Genomic DNA, 16,237 nt, shown 5'->3' on the forward strand with positions numbered 1-16,237 from the left:
TCAATCCTATGGGGTGCGTGCTGTGCCCCTACGATGGGCGCATGGCTTCCGCTTCTCCTCTCCCACGGTCGCGAGGGGATCGGGCCCTCTACGTCGAGATCCTCATCCGCGCGCCCCTGGACGAGGTGTGGGCGCTGACCCAGGACCCGTCCTCGCACGTGCGCTGGGACGCGCGCTTCAGCGACATCGTGCCGCAGCGCACCCGGGCGGACGGCGCACAGGACTTCCGCTACGAACTCGACCTGGGGGTGCACACGATCCGCGGAACCGGCGTCTCGCTCGCCACGAAGCAGAGCCGCACGGGCGAGCGGACCTCTGCGCTCCTGTTCGACACGGACGACGCGCTCTCCCCGCTCGGTGCGGGGCGCGGGTATTGGCGCTACGTACCGACGGATGACGGCGTGCGATTCCTCACCGGCTACGACTACGTCCCGGGCTGGGGCTGGCTCGGGCGGGTGCTGGATCCGCTGATCACGCGGCGCTTCGTCTGGTGGCTCACGGCGCGGAGCTTCGATCGCCTGCGGCTCTGGGCCGAGCAGGGGATCGCGCCCGAGGAGACCAGCGGATGGCGATCGTTGCGCCGAGGTCACCGGCCTCGCGCACGAAACTGCCTCGCCCGGCCTCCGCGGCGCACCGGACACACGATCATGGAGGACGCACCGGAATCTCTGGAGGAGCTCGTATGACCACAGGCGCTGGGATCTTCGAGCGCGCGTTGGGAGCCGATTTCGCGCGACTCCACCCGCAGCTCCAGCGCCGGTTCGGGGTAGGCGTCGACGCCGGCTACGGCTGCGTCGGGCGCGGAGTGATGACCGAGGTGCGTCGCGGTCCGTGGTGGACGCTGCCGTTCCTGCTCATCGGGACGTTCCGGAACATCCTCTTCCCCGAGCGGGGACGGGACGTGCCGTTCCGGATCGACAACCACGCCTACGTCGACGACTTCGGCCGTGAGACCGTGACCTTCGTGCGGACCATGGATGTGCGCCCCGGTCGCCGTCGCCGCTTCGACGCGACCATGATCTACAGCGAGGCCCGGCGGCGAGTGGTCGACTACCTGGGCACCCACCAGCACCTCGCGGTCGACCTCGACCTCGCCGTCACCGATGACGGCGGGCTCCTGCTCACCTCGGGGGCACAGCGCTTCTACGAGGGGCGCGCCGCCTTCCGCTTCCCGATGGTCTTCAGCGGACGGGCGCGGCTTATCGAGCGCTATGACGACGAGCAGGAGTGCTACCTGATCGACCTCGAGATCCACAACGACGTCTTCGGGTTCCTGTTCGGCTATCGGGGTGCGTTCACGTGCGAGTTCGTCGACGGCCCCGCCCCGGAGACCGTGAAGCCGTACCGTGAGGAGGCCAGGGAGTGACCGCGCGTGGAGCGGCCTTCCTCGAAGCGCTGGGGGAGCAGGCGCAGCGGCTTCATCCCGAGATCCTCGCGCAGATGAGCGTCGAGGCGACCAGGGACAGCGCCGAGGGCGTGTTCGCGGTCGCCGGGAGCCGGTTCGGACGCGTCGCCGGTCTCGCCGCGCCCGTCATCGGTCCCGGCCTGCTGGTGACGCGGTTCGCGCGTGACGTGCCGTTCCGGATCGATACCGTGTCAGGCCGATCGCGCGCGGGGCGGGCGACGCTCGACACGGTCCGCGAGTTCCGCTTTCCCGGCGCGACGCAGTATGTGACGGATCGACTCTTCGCGACCGGTCACCCCGGCATCGTGCAGAACGCCTTGGGCGTGCGAGGGCGGGTGCAGATGCTCGAGCACTGCTCGGTGACCGACGAGGGTGCGTTGCGCATGAGCACTCGTGCCGTCGCACTGCGGCTGGGGCGGTATCGGATCGCGCTCCGCGGCATCCTGCGCATCGAGGTGGAGCTCGTCGACGGCTGGGACGAGGCCCGCCATCGACGCACCATCGACATGCGCGCGACGAGCCCCGTTCTCGGGACGGTCCTGGAGTACCGCGGGTGGTACCGCTATGCGGACCGTACGGCGCCGGACGTCACGGCCTCGGACGCGGGTGGCGTGTCCGACGTGGATCAGTAGCGGTAGTCGACGACGACGGGCGCATGGTCGCTCCAGCGCTGGTCGTAGGCCGCGGCACGCGCGACGTGGTAGCTCTCGACGCGTTCGGCGAGTGCGGGCGTCGCGAGGTGATAGTCGATGCGCCACCCGGAGTCGTTGTCGAACGCCTGTCCTCGCATCGACCACCAGGTGTACGGGCCGTCGATCTCGCCGTGGAACTTCCGGCCGACGTCGATCCAGCCGAGGCCGGTGCCCACGGTGCCGTCGACTCCGGAGACCTCGGCGCCCGCCTCTCCGAGGAATCGGTCGAAATAGGCGCGCTCACGGGGGAGGAAGCCGGCCTTCTTGCGGTTGCCCCGCCAGTTCTTGATGTCGAGCTCACGGTGCCCGACGTTGAGGTCGCCCGTGACGAGCGCGAGGGCGCCGTCGGAGCCGAGCTCGCCCAGGCGCGTCCCGAACGCGTCGAGGAACTTCCACTTCTCGTCCTGCTTCGGGGTGTCGGCCTCGCCGGAGTGCACGTAGGCGCTCACGACGGTGAGCGGGCGATCGCCGATCAGGAAGTCGGCTTCGATCCAGCGACCCTTGGAGTCGAAGTCGTCGGGGCCGAAATCGGTGCGGGAGGCCAGTGCGGGAGTGCGGCTGGCGATGGCGACGCCGGCCCGCCCCTTCGCTGTGGCCTCGTCGTGCACGAAAGACCAGCCGGGGAGTGCGGCCTCGAGGTGCTCGTCCTGCCCGCGGACCTCCTGGAGCGTGAGGATGTCGACGCCGGCACCGTCCAACCAGGAGCTCATCCCGTTGCGAGCCGCCGCTCGGATTCCGTTGACATTGACCGTGGCGATACGCAGATGAGGCATGGTCACAAGCCTAACGAGCGCCGCCGACATCCCGTCCCGGTCGATGCAGCTCCGTGAGCAGGCGCTGGGCCAGCGGGCCGCGCGGGTCGTCGGGTGGGGGAGGAGAGGCCTCGAGGGTCGCGAGCTCCTGCTCCGCGTCGCGCACGGCCCTCTCCGCAGCCCAGGCGCGGTACCACGGCGCACTCTCGCGGGCGGCGTGGGCTTCGCGCACCCGAATGCGCGCCGCCGTCAACAGTGCTTGATACTCGGCCACGCGGCGTTCGGCATCCGTGAGCGTCAACAGAGGCAGATCGCGATCCTGCGCGGCGACCGCGATCCAGGAGGACGCCACCAGCATCACCACCCCGTTCACGCGGAACCACAGCAGGAGCCCGATGAAGATGGCGAACGTGGCGAGCAGCGGGTTGGAGGGCGTGTAGCTCAGCAGGAATCCGGCCCCGTACTGGAGGATGGTCATCGCGCCGCCGCCGAGAAGCGCCCCCGGCCAGATCACGTGCCAGTGCAGTGACGTTCCCGTCAGGAAGCGCACCATCGCCGCCAGTGCCCCGGACATCAGAACGAACGACACCAGCACGGTGCCGATGCGGATGCTGATGTTGATCCCGTCGGAGCCGGAGTCCCACCCCAGCAGGCTGAGGAGCCAGCTCAGCACCGCCGCGCTGGCGGAGCTGAGCAGTGAGCCGACGACGAGAGAGACACCGAAGATCACGGCCGCCAGCAGGTCCCTGGCCTTCAGCAGCACGTAGCTGCGCCGGTCCGGCGGCAGGCCGAAGATGTCCCTGGTCGCTCGACGCGAGAACGTGACCCATCCGATGGCCGTCCAGATCACGGTGCCGAGCGCGATCAGACCGGTCACGCTCAGAAGCCCCGTGGTGTTCACCGCGATCTCCTGCACCTGTGCGGGCGTGAAGACACCGCCTTCAGGGAGGATCACATTGGGGATGTAGCGGTTGATCATGGCGATCAGGCCATCCACCGCCTCCTCGCTGCCACCGAGCCAGAGCCCGGCGATCGCGAAGACGAGATAGATCGCGGCGAAGATCGCGAACAGCGCCTGATAGCTGACGCCCGCAGCGAGGAGGAATCCGTTGTGCTGCAGGAAGTGGCGCCAGACCCGCACAGGGAACAGACCGAGGGTGCGCTGTGTCAGTGCGGTCGCGCGCTCGACGGCCGCATCGAGGCGACCGGACTCGGCCTCGGAGCCATCGGGTTCGGACACCTCCCCACCCTACCCAAGAGGTGGGGGCGAGGAGAGCGGTGGCGGATACGCGAACAGGCGGCCCCGGAAGGGACCGCCTGTTCGCATGCGACTGCAGAAGCGTCGTCAGGGACGTCCGCGCAGCACGGCCTGCTTGACCTCGGCGATGGCCTTGGTGACCTCGATGCCACGGGGGCACGCCTCGGAGCAGTTGAAGGTGGTGCGGCAGCGCCACACGCCTTCCTTGTCGTTGAGGATGTCGAGGCGGACCGCTGCGTTGTCATCGCGGGAGTCGAAGATGAAGCGGTGGGCGTTGACGATCGCGGCCGGGCCGAAGTACTGCCCGTCAGTCCAGAACACGGGGCAGGACGAAGTGCACGCGGCGCACAGGATGCACTTGGTGGTGTCGTCGAAGATCTCGCGGTCGGCGATGGACTGGACGCGCTCCTTGCCCTTCTCCGGCACGGAGCTGGCGACCAGGAACGGCTGCACCTCGCGGTACGACGCGAAGAACGGCTCCATGTCGACGACCAAGTCCTTCTCCAGCGGCAGGCCCTTGATCGCCTCGACGTAGATCGGCTTCGAGATGTCGAGGTCCTTGATCAGCGTCTTGCAGGCGAGGCGGTTGCGGCCGTTGATGCGCATGGCGTCGGAGCCGCAGATGCCGTGCGCGCAGGAGCGACGGAAAGTCAGGGAGCCGTCGACCTCCCACTTGATCTTGTGCAGGGCGTCGAGCACACGGTCGGTGGAGTAGAGCTCCACGTCGTAGTCGACCCAGTGCGGCTCGGCGTCGACCTCCGGGTTGAACCGGCGGATGTTGAACGTGACGACGAAGGACTGGATGCCGGTCTCCTCGGTCGTGTCGGCAGGTGCCTCTGCGATGGCGGTCGACATGCTCAGTACTTCCTCTCCATCGGCGGGTAGTTGAACTCGCCCTGCTCGTTCTTCGTGAAGACGACCGGCTTCCAGTCGAGCTTGATGTGATCGCTCGGCGTGGAGGAGTGCGGGTCACCGGTCAGGTAGGCCATGGTGTGCTTCATGTACTTCTCGTCGTCGCGCTTCGGGAAGTCATCGCGCATGTGTCCGCCGCGGCTCTCCTCGCGGTTCTGCGCGGCGTAGACGACGACCTCGGCGATGTCGAGGAGGAAGCCCAGCTCGACGGCTTCGAGCAGGTCGGTGTTGAACCGCTGGCCCTTGTCGTCGACGTGGACGTTCTTGTAGCGCTCACGCAGTTCGGCGATGACGCCGAGCACGTGCTGGAGGGAATCGTGCGTGCGGAAGACCTGCGCGCCCTTGTCCATCTCGTCCTGCAGGGTCTTGCGGAGCACGGCGATGCGCTCGGTGCCCTGGTTGTTGCGCAGGTCCTCGAGCATGCCAGACACGAATGCCGCCGGGTTCTCGGGGAGCGGCACGAACTCGGCGGTCTTGACGTACTCGACGGCGTTGCGGCCGGCGCGCTTGCCGAAGACGTTGATGTCCAGGAGCGAGTTGGTGCCGAGGCGGTTCGCGCCGTGCACCGAGACGCAGGCGCACTCGCCGGCGGCGTACAGGCCGGGGACGACGGTGGTGTTGTCCGCGAGCACCTCGCCGTCGTTGTTGGTCGGGATGCCGCCCATGGCGTAGTGCGCGGTGGGCATCACGGGCACGGGCTCGACGACCGGGTCGACGCCCAGGTACGTACGGGCGAACTCGGTGATGTCGGGGAGCTTGGTCTCGAGAACCTCAGCGCCCAGGTGCGTGCAGTCCAGCAGCACGTAGTCCTTGTGGGGACCGGCGCCACGGCCGTCGAGGACCTCCTGCACCATGCAGCGCGCGACGATGTCGCGAGGGGCGAGGTCCTTGATGGTCGGGGCGTAGCGCTCCATGAAGCGCTCACCCGAGGCGTTGCGCAGGATCGCGCCCTCTCCTCGTGCGCCCTCGGTGAGGAGGATGCCGAGACCGGCGAGCCCGGTCGGGTGGAACTGGAAGAATTCCAGGTCCTCGAGGGGGAGTCCCTTGCGCCACACGATGCCGACGCCGTCGCCGGTGAGGGTGTGCGCGTTCGAGGTCGTCTTGAAGATCTTGCCGAAACCGCCGGTCGCGAAGATCACGGCCTTGGCCTGGAAGACGTGCAGCTCGCCGGTGGCGAGGTCGTAGGCGACGACGCCCGAGACCTGGGTCTTGCCGTCGGCGTCCTTCACCGTGAGCAGATCCAGGACGTAGAACTCGTTGAAGAAGTTGATGCCGAGCTTGACGCAGTTCTGGAACAGCGTCTGCAGGATCATGTGGCCGGTGCGGTCGGCGGCGTAGCAGGCGCGGCGGACCGGGGTCTTGCCGTGCTCTGCGGTGTGCCCGCCGAAGCGGCGCTGGTCGATCTTGCCCTCGGGCGTGCGGTTGAAGGGGAGGCCCATGTTCTCGAGGTCGATGACCGCGTCGATGGCCTCCTTCGCGAGGATCTCGGCCGCGTCCTGGTCGACGAGGTAGTCGCCGCCCTTGACGGTGTCGAAGGTGTGCCACTCCCAGGAGTCCTCTTCGACGTTCGCGAGGGCCGCCGCCATACCGCCCTGCGCCGCACCGGTGTGCGAGCGCGTGGGGTACAGCTTGGAGATCACGGCGGTCTTCGCCCCGGGACCCGCCTCGATGGCGGCACGCATGCCCGCCCCACCGGCTCCCACGATGACGATGTCGAACTGGTGGTAGTGCACGCCGTCACGGACGACGGAATCCTGCGTCTCGGTAGTCACTTCTCGTATGCCTTCTTCTAGTTCCCGACGATCGCGGCGCATTCGGACCAGAGGACGCTGTCCTCGGTCACACCCAGGCACGGGTCGAACGTGAAGACCACGAGCGTGCCGAGGATGATGAGCAGGCCGGCGGCCAGCCCGAGCGCCCAGACCAGCGCCTTGCGCGCCGTGCTGTTCGTCACGTAGTCGTTCACGATCGTGCGCATGCCGTTGGCGCCGTGGATGAGTGCGAGCCACAGCATCAGCACGTCCCACCACTGCCAGAACGGCGTGGCGAACTTGCCGGCGATGAATGCGAAGTCGAGGGCGTGGATGCCTTCGCCCACCATGAGGTTGACGAAGAGGTGGCCGAAGATCAGCACGACGAGCACGACGCCCGAGACGCGCATGAAGATCCAACCCCACTTCTCGAGGTTGACTCCGCGGCGGCGGCGCACCGGGGCGGCCGCCATGGTCTGTGCAGACATCAGTGTCCCCCTCCGAACCCGGCGAACGCGAGCATCAGGTGGCGGGGCACGAAGCCGGCCATGATGATGCCCCACACCAGCAGGACGCCCCAGAATAGCTGACGCTGATACTTGGCGCCCTTCGACCAGAAGTCGACGGCGATGATGCGCAGGCCGTTCATCGCGTGGAACACGATGCCGGCGACGAGCACGACCTCACCGAGGGCCATGACCGGGTTCTTGTATGTGCCGATGACGGCGTTGTACGCCTCCGGCGACACCCTGATCAGCGCCGTGTCGAGCACGTGCACCAACAGGAAGAAGAAGATGGCGACTCCGGTGATGCGGTGAAGCACCCACGACCACATGCCTTCGCGACCCCGATAGAGGGTGCCGCGTGGGGTCTTGGACGTGGTTTCCGAAATCGACGGTGTCAAGCGGGCGCTTGTGGACACGGTCGTCCTCCCTGGATCGATGTGACTCGGTCGCGTGCACTGCTCTCGTTCAAGTGTGAGCCTGGCGAAGTCTCAGGCACGCCCGATCGCTGTCCATCTTATTCCTGTCAGATCACTGGGAGCGACGAAGGGGAGCCTAAGTCTCTCGATGTCGGCTCCTTCTCTGCGGCTAGCCTGGCAGGGTGAGCGCACCCATCAAGGATTTCTACGCAGTCATTCCCGCCGGCGGCATCGGCAGCAGGCTGTGGCCGCTCTCCCGGGCGGACGCACCGAAGTTCCTGCACGACCTGACGGGGTCCGGGCACTCGCTGCTGCGCGACACCTGGGATCGGCTCGTCCCGCTGGCCGGGGCGGACCGGATCGCCGTCGTCACCGGCCGTGCCCATCGCGCGGCCGTCGAGGCGGAGCTGCCCGGCATCCCCGACCTGAACGTCTTCCTGGAGTCCGAGCCGCGCGAGTCGGCGGCGGCGATCGGACTCGCCGCAGCGATCCTGCACCGCCGCAATCCCGACGTGATCATCGGCTCGTTCAGCGCGGACCACGTGATCCGCGGCACGCGCGTGTTCGAGTTCGCGGTGCGCGACGCCGTCGAGGTGGCGCGGGAGGGGTACATCTGCACGATCGGCATCACGCCGACAGAGCCGGCGATCGGTTTCGGCTACATCAAGATGGGGCCCGAGCTCGTGGTCGAAGGCGCGCGCGAGGCCGCCCTCGTCGAGAGCTTCGTGGAGAAGCCCGATCTCGAGACCGCGAAGTCCTACATCGCTGATCGCGGGTACCTCTGGAACGCGGGCATGTTCATCGCCAAGGCCAGCGTGCTGCTGGAGGAGCTGGCCGTGAACGAGCCCGAACTGCACGCCGGTCTGCTCGAGCTCGCCGAAGCGTGGGACGACCGCGATCGTCGAGGACCGGCTGTCGATCGGATCTGGCCGCGCCTGAAGAAGATCGCGATCGACTACGCGGTCGCCGAACCCGCCGCCCGCCGCGGACGCCTCGCCGTCGTCCCCGGCCACTTCGACTGGGACGACGTGGGCGATTTCGCCTCGCTGACCAAGCTCATCACCAACGGTCGCAAGAACGATCTCGCCGTTCTCGGCCCGAACGCGCGCGTTCTCACCGACGGCGCGAGCGGAATCCTCGTCAGCCAGACCTCGCGCGTGATCAGCCTGGTGGGGGTGCAGGACATCGTCGTGGTCGACACCCCCGACGCGCTGCTGGTCACCACCGTGCAGCACGCGCAGCGGGTCAAGGGCGTGGTCGAGTCGCTCAAGCTCACCGGTCGCGGAGACGTGCTCTGAGGCGTGCTCCGATGAGCACGCTCCCACGCTCATCGGCTGTCTTGATTTCAGCTTGGTAACCATTGGCCAGCACATGCGGGGCGGGCGTGCACAAAAGCCGAAACAGTAGGTAACTTTGATCGATCCGCGATGGCCGCGGTTTCGTTGAGGGAGGCATCAGTTGACCATCTCCACCACCAAGAAGCTGCTCGGCGTCACCGTCGCCGCTGGCGTCGTCTTCGCACTCGCCGGTTGCGGCCAGGCACCGACAGACAAGCCCGCCGGCTCCGGCGAGCCGGTCGCCTCCGACTTCCTTCCCTGCCTCGTCTCCGACGCCGGCGGATGGAACGACAAGTCGTTCAACCAGTCCGCCAAGGAGGGCATGGACAGCGCCGCCGAGGAGCTGGACATCAAGCCCCTCGAGTTCGAGTCGGCGAATGACAACGACTACGCGCCGAACCTCGAGACCGCGGTCTCCGAGGGCTGCTCGCTCATCGTCTCGGTCGGCTTCAAGCTGTCCGCCGCCACGGTCGAGTCCGCTCTCGCGAACCCCGACATCGACTACGCGATCATCGACGACTGGGCCGACAACGACTTCGACGGCACCGTCGATGCCCCGAACATCAAGCCCCTCGTCTTCGACACGGCTCAGGCCGCATACCTCGGCGGCTACGCTGCCGCTTCGTGGTCTGCCCAGAGCGGTGTGAACAAGGTCGGCACGTTCGGCGGAATGCAGATCCCGTCGGTCGCCGTGTTCATGGACGGCTACCAGCTCGGTGTCGAGAAGTACAACGAGGACAAGTCCGCAGCGGTCGAGGTCTTCGGCTGGGACGAGGCCACGCAGAAGGGCTCGTTCACGGGCGGCTTCGACGCGAACGACACCGCCAAGCAGACCGCACAGGGTGTGCTCGACCAGGGCGTCGACGTCATCCTCCCGGTCGGCGGCCCCGTCTACCAGAGCGCGGCTGCGGCGATCGCCGACAGCGGCAAGGACACCCTGATGCTCGGTGTCGACAGCGACCTCGCCGTCGCCGACCCCGAGGTGGCCGGCATCACGCTCGTCTCGATCATGAAGGCGATCGACGTCGCCGTGAAGGACGCGACTCTGGCCGCTGCCAAGGGCGAGTTCGACCCGGCTCCGTACGTGGGCACGCTCGAGAACGAGGGCGTCAAGCTCTCCGGCTTCGGTGACTTCGAGTCGAAGCTGCCGGAGGGTCTGACCGACGAGCTCAAGGCTCTGCAGGAGCAGATCATCTCCGGCGACATCAAGGTGGAGTCCCCGAACTCCCCGACCTCCAAGTAATTCCGTCGCAGTTCCCGCACGGGGCGAGTGGTGAGCAGGATGCCACTCGCCCCGTGTCGTGGACGGACGATGATTCTCCTGGACAACTCTTCTGGATAAGGTGCAGATATGAAGCTCGAACTTCGCGGCATCACCAAGCGATTCGGCACCCTCGTTGCCAACGACCACATCGATCTCGTGGTCGAACCGGGTGAGATCCACGCGCTCCTCGGTGAGAACGGCGCAGGCAAGTCCACCCTCATGAACGTGCTCTACGGCCTGTATCAGGCCGACGAGGGCGAGATCCTCCTCGATGATGAGGTGCAGCGCTTCCGCGGTCCCGGTGACGCGATGGCTGCGGGGATCGGCATGGTCCACCAGCACTTCATGCTCGTCCCGGTGTTCACCGTGGCCGAGAACGTGATGCTCGGACACGAACAGACCAAGGCCCTCGGCACGCTCGACATCGCGAAGGCGCGAGAGCACGTGCGATCGGTCGCCGCCCGCTTCGGTTTCGACATCGACCCCGACGCCCTCGTCGGAGACCTTCCCGTCGGCGTGCAGCAGCGCGTCGAGATCATCAAGGCGCTGTCGCGCGATGCGAAGGTGCTCGTGTTCGATGAGCCCACGGCCGTGCTCACGCCGCAGGAGACCGACGAGCTGATGAGCATCATGCGTCAGCTGCGCGACGAGGGCACGGCGATCGTGTTCATCACGCACAAGCTGCGCGAGGTCCGCGAGGTCGCCGACAAGATCACCATCATCCGTCTCGGCCGCGTGGTCGGCGAGGCGTCCCCGACCGCGACCAACGGCGAGCTCGCCTCGCTCATGGTCGGCCGAGCCGTCGAGCTCACCGTGCACAAGGAACCGCCGCGCCTGGGCGAGGGCGGGTTCGAAGTCAAGGGACTGCGCGTGCTGACCCCCACCGGGGCCATCGTCGTCGACGGCGTCGACTTCGCCGTCCGACCGGGAGAGGTGCTCGCGATCGCGGGTGTCCAGGGCAATGGCCAGACCGAGCTCGTGGAGGCCATCGTCGGCCTCGCAGCCCGCGTCGAAGGCAGCATCGAGCTCGACGGCAACGAGCTCGTCGGCAAGAGCGTGCGTGCGATCCTCGACGCCGGTGTCGGCTTCGTGCCGGAAGACCGCACGGAAGACGGCCTGGTGGCCGGTTTCTCCGTCGCGGAGAACCTGATCCTCGACCGTTCGGACGACCCGGCGTTCAGTCGCGCGGGAACACTGCGGCGCTCGGTGCTCGACGAGTTCGCCCGTGCACGCATCAAGGAGTACGACATCCGCACCCAGGGTCCGGAGACGGCCGCAGGAACGCTGTCCGGCGGAAACCAGCAGAAGGTCGTCATCGCCAGGGAGATGAGCCGCGATCTGCGCCTCCTCGTCGCGGCGCAGCCCACCCGTGGTGTCGACGTCGGCTCGATCGAGTTCATCCACAAGCGGATCATCGAGACGCGCGATGCGGGTGTGCCCGTGATCGTCGTCTCCACGGAGCTCGACGAGGTCGCAGCTCTCGCCGATCGGATCGCGGTCATGTACCGCGGCACGATCGTCGGCATCGTCCCCGGCGACACGCCTCGGGAGACGCTCGGACTCATGATGGCCGGAGCGGCCGAAGGGGAGGTGGCCGCGTGAGCGGAGCGACACCCGGCGCAGGAGATGTGACCAAGGGGATCCCGCCGCAGGAGCTCGCCACGAGCACCGGCACGGTCCCGCGCGACCCCTCCGACGTGCCGCCGCCCCCGCGCGGCAACGTCATCCTCAAAGAGATCCTCCGCGGCAATGCGGTCACCACGATCCTCGCGATCGTGCTGGCACTCATCGTCGGCGGCGTCCTGATCGCCTTCACGAACGAAGACGTGCTGGAAGCATCCGTCTACTTCTTCGCGCAGCCCGGTGACACGTTCGCCGCCGCGTGGAACGCCGTCTACAAGGGGTACGAGGCCCTGGTCCGCGGAGCGATCTTCAACGCCCGCGGCGCGGACTTCGCCGCGCAGATCCGACCGCTGACCAACACGCTCGGCTTCGCGGCGCCGCTCATCGCGGCCGGCCTCGGCGTGGCGCTGGCGTTCCGCGTCGGCCTGTTCAACATCGGTGCTCGCGGCCAGATGCTCATCGGTGTGGCCGTCGCCGCGCTGCTGACGTTCTCGCTCGACCTGCCGATCTGGCTGCACATCCCGGTCACGCTCATCGCCGGTATCGCGGGCGGTGCGCTCTGGGGCGCGATCGCGGGACTCATCAAGGCGCGCACGGGTGCGCACGAGGTGATCCTCACGATCATGCTGAACTACATCGCGTACTACCTGCTGCTGTGGATGATCCGCACCCCGGGTCTGCTGCAGAAGCCGGGGACGAACCAGGCGCTCGGATCGGCGACGCCGGAGAGCGCTCAGTTCCCGACGCTGCTCGGACCGCAGTTCCCGTTGCTCGACCTCGGCTTCGTGATCGTGATCGTGGCGACCCTGTTCGTCTGGTGGCTCATCGAGCGCTCGTCGCTCGGCATGCGCATGCGCGCCGTGGGGGAGAACCCGCACGCCGCGCGCGCCGCGGGCATCAGCGTGCAGCGCATCTACGTCTACGCCATGCTCTTCGCCGGCGGCCTCGCCGGTCTCGCGGGCATGAATCAGATCCAGGGCGCGGTCACCACGGGCGTCACCGAGACCATCGATGCCGGGATCGGCTTCGACGCGATCACCGTCGCCCTCCTCGGCCGCAGCCGCGCCTGGGGCACGTTCGCCGCCGGAATCCTGTTCGGCGCGCTCAAGGCAGGGTCCTTCTCCATGCAGGCGCAGGACATCCCGGTCGACATCGTGCTCGTCGTGCAGTCGCTCGTGGTGTTGTTCATCGCCGCGCCGCCGCTGCTGCGCGCGGTGTTCTTCCTCCCGAAGACCGATATCGAGAAGGCGGCCAGGCTCAGAGCCAAGGCCGCGAAGAAGGCGGTGGCGGCATGATGTCCCTCGTGCAGACTCAGGCCGCCGACGGCACTGTCCAGCTGGCGACCGTGAAAGAACGGCACCTCAAGGCGCCGATCGTCCTCGCCGGCGCCACCGTGCTCCTCGCGCTGCTGTTCCTGTTCGTGCCGCGCGACGGCACCAGCACGTTCCGCCTCTCCGACCAGTCCTCGGCGCTCGCGCTGCCGGACGTGGCGCTGCCGACGGCTTCGACCTTCTGGGTCGTGATCGGCATCCTCGTGGTGCTGACGGTGGGGGCGTTCCTTCGGGCATGGACCTACCGCGCGCCCTCGCTGTGGCTGGTGATCGCGTTCAGCGTGCTGGCCGTGTTCGCGTTCCTCGTCTGGGCCGCCGCCGGCGGACTCGTGCCCGTCACGAGCCTGCTGTTCGGTGCGGTCTCGCTCTCGGTGCCCCTGGTCTTCGGAGCTCTCGGCGGCGTCATCGGCGAGCGTGCCGGCGTCGTGAACGTCGCGATCGAGGGGCAGCTGCTCCTGGGCGCGTTCTCCGCGGCGCTCCTGTCGAGCATCACGGGCAACCCGTTCGTCGGTCTCGTCGGCGCCATGATCGGCGGCGTCCTGGTGGCGAGCGTGCTCGCCGCATTCGCGATCAAGTACCTCGTCGAGCAGGTCATTGTCGGTGTCGTGCTCAACGTGCTCGTCACCGGTCTCACCGGCTTCCTCTACGGCGCGCTGCTCGCTCCGAACGAGGCGACGCTGAACAGGCCGGTGCGCTTCCCGCGCGTCGAGATCCCGGTGCTCAGCGACATCCCGATCATCGGACCGGTGCTGTTCAACCAGACGTTCATCGGGTACCTGATGTTCATCACCGTCGGCGTCGTGGCCTGGGGTCTCTACCGCACCCGGTGGGGTCTGCGGCTGCGTGCCGTCGGTGAGCACCCGCAGGCAGCGGACACCGTGGGCATCAAGGTGAACCCGACCCGGTTCTGGAATGTGCTGCTCGCCGGCGCGATCGCGGGCATGGGCGGCGCGTACTTCACCCTCGTCTCGGTCCCGCAGTTCGGAAAGGACATGACGGCCGGGCTCGGCTTCATCGCCCTCGCCGCCGTGATCTTCGGACGCTGGGACCCGATCCGCGCGACGCTCGCGGCGCTGCTGTTCGGTTTCGCCACCAACCTGCAGAACCTGCTGTCGATCCTGAAGACGCCCATCCCTGGTGAGTTCATGCTGATGCTGCCCTACGTGGTGACGCTGCTCGCGGTCGCCGGGTTCGCCGGGCAGATCAAGGCGCCTGCCGCCGACGGCAAGCCCTACATCAAGTCGTAGCCCTGCAGGGAAGAGAGAACATCGCAATGACGGACATCGACTGGGATGAACTGCGCCAGGTCGCAACCGACGCCATGACCAAGGCGTACGCGCCGTACTCGCGCTATCGCGTGGGCGCGGCCGCCCTGGTCGGCGACGGCCGCATCGTGGCCGGCTGCAACGTCGAGAACGCCTCGTACGGCGTGACGCTGTGCGCCGAGTGCGCTCTGGTCGGCGACCTGCACATGTCTGGCGGCGGCCAGCTCGTCGCGTTCGTGTGCGTCAACAACGAGGGGCAGACCATCATGCCGTGCGGACGCTGTCGCCAGCTGCTGTTCGAGCACGCGATGCCCGGGATGCTGCTGGAGACCGTCTCCGGCATCCGCACGATCGACGAGGTGCTGCCCGACGCATTCGGGCCGCGCGACCTGGAGGAAGCACGATGACCGCTGCACAGGCTCAGGGAGCCATCGAACCGTTCGACGCGATCGATGTGATCCGTGCCAAGCGCGACGGCGGTGCCGTGCCGGAGCCCGCGCTTCGCTGGATGGTCGACGCCTACACGCGCGGCTACGTCTCCGACGCGCAGATGGCGTCGTTCGCCATGGCCATCTTCCAGCGCGGCATGGAGCGCGATGAGATCCGTGTGCTGACCGACGCGATGATCGCCTCGGGGGAGCGGATGAGCTTCGCCTCCCTCGGCAAGCGCACCGTCGACAAGCACTCCACCGGCGGCGTCGGCGACAAGATCACTCTGCCGCTCGCGCCTCTGGTCGCCTCGTTCGGCGTGGCCGTGCCGCAGCTGAGCGGTCGTGGACTCGGCCACACCGGTGGCACGCTCGACAAGCTCGAGTCGATCCCCGGATGGCGCGCCGCCCTCAGCAACGAGGAGATGTTCGCGCAGATGCAGGGCGACGTCGGTGCGGTCATCTGCGCGGCCGGTTCCGGGCTCGCCCCCGCGGACAAGAAGCTGTACGCCCTGCGCGACGTCACCGGCACCGTCGAGGCGATCCCGCTGATCGCATCGAGCATCATGTCGAAGAAGATCGCCGAGGGCACGGACGCTCTCGTGCTCGACGTGAAGTTCGGATCGGGCGCGTTCATGCAGGACATCGATCGCGCCCGCGAGCTGGCACGCACGATGGTCGCGCTCGGTACCGACTCGGGTGTCGCGACGACGGCGCTGCTGACTGACATGAATGTGCCGCTCGGGCTCGCGATCGGCAACGCCAACGAGGTCAGGGAGTCCGTCGAGATCCTCGCCGGCGGCGGACCGTCGGATGTGCGGGAGCTGACGATCGCCCTGGCACGCGAGATGCTCGCCCTCGCCGGGCAGCCGGATGCCGACGTGGAGGCCGCCCTCGACGACGGACGCGCGATGGACACCTGGAAGGCGATGATCCGCGCCCAGGACGGCGACCCGGACGCCGCGCTTCCGACGGCTCGCGAGACCCACCAGGTGCTCGCACCGGCCGATGGCATCGTCACGCGCATGGACGCCCTCCCGTTCGGCGTCGCCGCGTGGCGTCTGGGTGCGGGGCGCGCCAGGGCACAGGACCCGGTGATCTTCGAGGCGGGCATCGATCTGCACGCGAAGCCGGGTGACCGCGTCGTCGCCGGCCAGCCGCTCTTCACGCTCTCCGCCGCGGACGACGCCCGATTCGGCAGGGCGCTCGACGCTCTCGAGGGCTCCTGGGCGATCGGAGACGAGGCTCCGGTCACCGGTCCCATCGTCCGCGAGCGCATCACGGCGTGACCTTCGAC

General features: G+C 67.9%; 16 protein-coding genes. 10 read left to right on the forward strand and 6 right to left on the reverse strand.

Annotated elements, in window-relative coordinates; translation table 11 throughout:
- The first annotated feature begins 41 nt into the window (after positions 1-41).
- From D514_RS22140 to D514_RS22150, 3 genes are read left to right on the forward strand one after another with little or no spacing between them, the layout of a single operon-like run.
- Complete coding sequence (locus D514_RS22140; protein WP_017828457.1) at positions 42-686, forward strand: hypothetical protein; 645 nt, start codon at positions 42-44, stop codon at positions 684-686.
- Entirely contained in the window at positions 683-1,366 is a 684-nt protein-coding gene (locus D514_RS22145; RefSeq protein ID WP_017828458.1) for a DUF4166 domain-containing protein, read from the forward strand. The genes D514_RS22140 and D514_RS22145 overlap by 4 nt, the downstream gene beginning before the upstream one ends.
- Positions 1,363-2,037, forward strand: a complete 675-nt coding sequence (locus D514_RS22150; protein WP_017828459.1) for a DUF4166 domain-containing protein — start codon at positions 1,363-1,365, stop codon at positions 2,035-2,037. The genes D514_RS22145 and D514_RS22150 overlap by 4 nt, the downstream gene beginning before the upstream one ends.
- On the opposite strand, the gene D514_RS22155 is transcribed toward D514_RS22150, so the two are convergent.
- The 6 genes from D514_RS22155 to sdhC form a co-directional block, all read right to left on the reverse strand.
- Positions 2,031-2,870 carry an exodeoxyribonuclease III gene (locus tag D514_RS22155; protein WP_017828460.1) on the reverse strand — a complete coding sequence of 280 codons (840 nt, stop codon included), beginning with the start codon at positions 2,868-2,870 and terminating at the stop codon, positions 2,031-2,033. The two genes, D514_RS22150 and D514_RS22155, sit on opposite strands and share 7 nt — an antisense overlap.
- Positions 2,871-2,880: 10 nt before the next feature.
- Positions 2,881-4,089: a YihY/virulence factor BrkB family protein gene (locus D514_RS22160; RefSeq protein WP_017828461.1), complete on the reverse strand. Its 1,209-nt coding sequence runs from the start codon at positions 4,087-4,089 to the stop codon at positions 2,881-2,883.
- Between the two features lie 105 nt (positions 4,090-4,194).
- On the reverse strand, positions 4,195-4,962 hold the full coding sequence (locus D514_RS22165) for a succinate dehydrogenase iron-sulfur subunit (RefSeq protein WP_017828462.1): 768 nt from the start codon (positions 4,960-4,962) through the stop codon (positions 4,195-4,197).
- 2 nt (positions 4,963-4,964) lie between these two features.
- The gene (sdhA, locus tag D514_RS22170) at positions 4,965-6,791 is read right to left on the reverse strand and encodes a succinate dehydrogenase flavoprotein subunit (RefSeq protein ID WP_017828463.1); all 1,827 of its coding nucleotides are present in this window, start codon (positions 6,789-6,791) and stop codon (positions 4,965-4,967) included.
- A 17-nt stretch (positions 6,792-6,808) separates the two neighbouring features.
- Positions 6,809-7,258: a succinate dehydrogenase hydrophobic membrane anchor subunit gene (locus D514_RS22175; protein WP_017828464.1), complete on the reverse strand. Its 450-nt coding sequence runs from the start codon at positions 7,256-7,258 to the stop codon at positions 6,809-6,811.
- Positions 7,258-7,692 carry a succinate dehydrogenase, cytochrome b556 subunit gene (gene sdhC, locus D514_RS22180; RefSeq protein WP_074731658.1) on the reverse strand — a complete coding sequence of 145 codons (435 nt, stop codon included), beginning with the start codon at positions 7,690-7,692 and terminating at the stop codon, positions 7,258-7,260. Before sdhC ends, D514_RS22175 begins: the two co-directional genes overlap by 1 nt.
- Positions 7,693-7,874: 182 nt before the next feature.
- Between sdhC and D514_RS22185 the strand changes: the two genes are divergently transcribed.
- The 7 genes from D514_RS22185 (at position 7,875) to D514_RS22215 (ending at position 16,229) form a co-directional block, all read left to right on the forward strand.
- Entirely contained in the window at positions 7,875-8,990 is a 1,116-nt protein-coding gene (locus D514_RS22185) for a mannose-1-phosphate guanylyltransferase (protein WP_017828465.1), read from the forward strand.
- A 160-nt stretch (positions 8,991-9,150) separates the two neighbouring features.
- Entirely contained in the window at positions 9,151-10,272 is a 1,122-nt protein-coding gene (locus tag D514_RS22190) for a BMP family protein (protein ID WP_017828466.1), read from the forward strand.
- A 108-nt stretch (positions 10,273-10,380) separates the two neighbouring features.
- Complete coding sequence (locus D514_RS22195) at positions 10,381-11,895, forward strand: ABC transporter ATP-binding protein (protein WP_017828467.1); 1,515 nt, start codon at positions 10,381-10,383, stop codon at positions 11,893-11,895.
- Entirely contained in the window at positions 11,892-13,211 is a 1,320-nt protein-coding gene (locus D514_RS22200) for an ABC transporter permease (protein WP_031205417.1), read from the forward strand. The genes D514_RS22195 and D514_RS22200 overlap by 4 nt, the downstream gene beginning before the upstream one ends.
- Positions 13,208-14,494, forward strand: coding sequence for an ABC transporter permease (locus D514_RS22205; protein WP_036322605.1), 1,287 nt, complete (start codon positions 13,208-13,210; stop codon positions 14,492-14,494). Before D514_RS22200 ends, D514_RS22205 begins: the two co-directional genes overlap by 4 nt.
- Before the next feature lie 2 nt (positions 14,495-14,496).
- Positions 14,497-14,919, forward strand: a complete 423-nt coding sequence (locus D514_RS22210; RefSeq protein WP_081603832.1) for a cytidine deaminase — start codon at positions 14,497-14,499, stop codon at positions 14,917-14,919.
- Positions 14,916-16,229 (forward strand): thymidine phosphorylase, encoded by a 1,314-nt coding sequence (locus D514_RS22215; RefSeq protein ID WP_017828471.1) that lies wholly within the window; start codon positions 14,916-14,918, stop codon positions 16,227-16,229. Before D514_RS22210 ends, D514_RS22215 begins: the two co-directional genes overlap by 4 nt.
- The last annotated feature ends 8 nt before the right edge of the window (positions 16,230-16,237 follow it).

This window comes from Microbacterium sp. UCD-TDU (genome assembly GCF_000340625.1).
In the GTDB taxonomy this organism is placed as follows: Bacteria; Actinomycetota; Actinomycetes; order Actinomycetales; family Microbacteriaceae; genus Microbacterium; species Microbacterium maritypicum.

Excerpts from the sequence above, each read along its gene's own strand:
- D514_RS22155 (WP_017828460.1), bottom strand. The coding sequence starts at position 2,870 with ATGCCTCATCTGCGTATCGCCACGGTCAATGTCAACGGAATCCGAGCG.
- D514_RS22140 (WP_017828457.1), top strand. The coding sequence starts at position 42 with ATGGCTTCCGCTTCTCCTCTCCCACGGTCGCGAGGGGATCGGGCCCTC.
- D514_RS22165 (WP_017828462.1), bottom strand. The coding sequence starts at position 4,962 with ATGTCGACCGCCATCGCAGAGGCACCTGCCGACACGACCGAGGAGACC.
- D514_RS22175 (WP_017828464.1), bottom strand. The coding sequence starts at position 7,258 with ATGTCTGCACAGACCATGGCGGCCGCCCCGGTGCGCCGCCGCCGCGGA.
- D514_RS22145 (WP_017828458.1), top strand. The coding sequence starts at position 683 with ATGACCACAGGCGCTGGGATCTTCGAGCGCGCGTTGGGAGCCGATTTC.
- D514_RS22215 (WP_017828471.1), top strand. The coding sequence starts at position 14,916 with ATGACCGCTGCACAGGCTCAGGGAGCCATCGAACCGTTCGACGCGATC.
- D514_RS22205 (WP_036322605.1), top strand. The coding sequence starts at position 13,208 with ATGATGTCCCTCGTGCAGACTCAGGCCGCCGACGGCACTGTCCAGCTG.
- D514_RS22195 (WP_017828467.1), top strand. The coding sequence starts at position 10,381 with ATGAAGCTCGAACTTCGCGGCATCACCAAGCGATTCGGCACCCTCGTT.